The organism is Hyalangium sp. (genome assembly GCF_045802625.1).
Taxonomy (GTDB): Bacteria; Myxococcota; Myxococcia; order Myxococcales; family Myxococcaceae; genus Hyalangium.
In genome coordinates, this window is record NZ_JBJMQP010000133.1 from 1 (window position 1) to 1923 (window position 1923).

At 71.9% G+C, this 1923-nt stretch carries 1 protein-coding gene; it reads right to left on the reverse strand.

Features of this window, described 5'->3' with window-relative positions; all coding sequences use genetic code 11:
* A partial coding sequence (locus tag ACJ8AT_RS24895; RefSeq protein WP_407740337.1) for an amino acid adenylation domain-containing protein occupies positions 1-1923 on the reverse strand: 1923 nt, incomplete at both ends.

A 1923-nucleotide genomic window follows, 5' to 3' on the forward strand; every position in this document is an offset into this window, starting at 1 on the left:
AGGCGCAGCAGCGTGGCGCGCAGGAGCGGACCGCGGGCCAGCTCGAAGGGACGCAGGGCCTCCTGACGGGCCAGCTCCTGGGCCCGGGCCTCACGCTCGGCGGCGGGCACGTCCTGGAGGTCCACCACCTCGAGCGGAATGGCGAGCGAGGGCGAGATGACCTGGATGGGCTGGCCATCGCGGGAGGAGAAGGTGGTGCGCAGGGACTCGTGACGGCGCACGAGCTCCTCGAAGGCGCGTCGCAGCGCCTCGGGGTCCACCGGGCCCGAGAGCCGCAGGGCGACGGGGGTGTTGTAGACGGGGTTACCGGGCTCGAGCTGGTCGAGGAACCACAGCCGCTGCTGGGCGAAGGCCAGCGGGATGTCACCCGTGCGAGGCATGGGCCGCAACGGGGGAGGCCGCGACCCTTCCGGGGCCGGATGCTTGAGGGCCTCGTCGACCTTGAGCGCGAACGCGGAGAGGGTGGGAGCCTCGAAGAGGGCGCGGACGGACAGCTCCACCTGGAGGGTGGTGCGCACCTGAGACAGGACGCGCATGGCCAGCAGCGAGTGGCCGCCCAGCTCGAAGAAATTGTCCTCGGCGCCGATGCTCGGCACCGACAACACCTCGGCCCAGACGGTGGCGAGCTTCTCTTCCGTGGGGGTGCGCGGGGCGATGTACCCGGAGGCGGAGTCGGTGAGGGCCTCGGGGGCGGGGAGGGCCTTGCGGTTGACCTTGCCGTTGGGCGTGAGCGGCAGCTGCTCGAGCACCACGAAGGCGGAGGGCACCATGTACTCGGGCAGGTGCTGCTTGAGGAACGCACGCAGTTCCGCCGGGGTGGGCGCCTGCTGTCCCGAGGACGTGAGGTAGGCCACCAGCCGCGCGTCGCCGTGCTTGCCCTCGCGGGCGAGGACGACGGACTGACGCACGCCCGGGTACTTGTCGAGCGCGCTCTCGATTTCACCCAGCTCGATGCGGAAGCCGCGCACCTTCACCTGGAAGTCGATGCGGCCCAGGAAGTCCAGCGAGCCATCGGCGCGGCGGCGCACCCGGTCTCCCGTGCGGTAGAGCCGGGCACCGGGCGTGGCGCTGAAGGGGTCGGGCACGAAGCGCTCGGCGGTGAGCTCGGGGCGGCCGAGGTAGCCGCGCACCACGCCGTCGCCGCCGATGTAGAGCTCGCCGGAGATGCCCAGGGGCATCGGCTGCATGCGCTCATCCAGCACGTGCAGTTGCGTGTTGGCGATGGGCGCTCCCAGCGGCACCGGACCCGCGTGCTCGGCGGGCACGGGGTGGGTGGAGGACCAGACGGTGGTCTCGGTGGGCCCGTACATGTTGAGCAGCGAGGGCACGCGCTGGCGCAGCTCGCGCGCCAGCTCCGTGGACATGGCTTCGCCGCCCACGAGCATCTGCTTCAGGGAGCGCAGGGCCTCGCTGGAGGAGGCATCGAGCAGCAGGGCCCGCGCCATGGAGGGCGTGCACTGCAGGTGGGTGACGGCGTGCTGGCGTACGGCCTGGGGCAGCCAGTCGGTGTCCAGGGTGTCGGACTGCACCACCACGGTGAAGCCGCGCGAGAGCGTCCAGAGCAGCTCCAGCACGGAGATGTCGAAGGAGATGCTGGTGACGGCCAGCCACACGCCGCGCTCGGGCTTCTCCAGGGCCGCGTCCATGGCGGTGAAGAAGTTGGCCACGGTGCGGTGGGGCACCTGCACGCCCTTGGGCCGGCCGGTGCTGCCCGAGGTGTAGATGACGTAGGCCACGTTGTCGGACGCGGCTCGGGCGGAGGGGTTGCTCGTCCCCTCGGGCGCCGGAGCCAGCGTGTCCACGTCCAGGCGCGTGACGGAGTCGCCGGGCTGGAGCGGAGCGTCCACGTGGGACTGGGTGACGAGCACGCGTGCGCCCGAGTCGCGCAGCATGTACTCCAGGCGCTCGCGCGGGTAGGCGGGG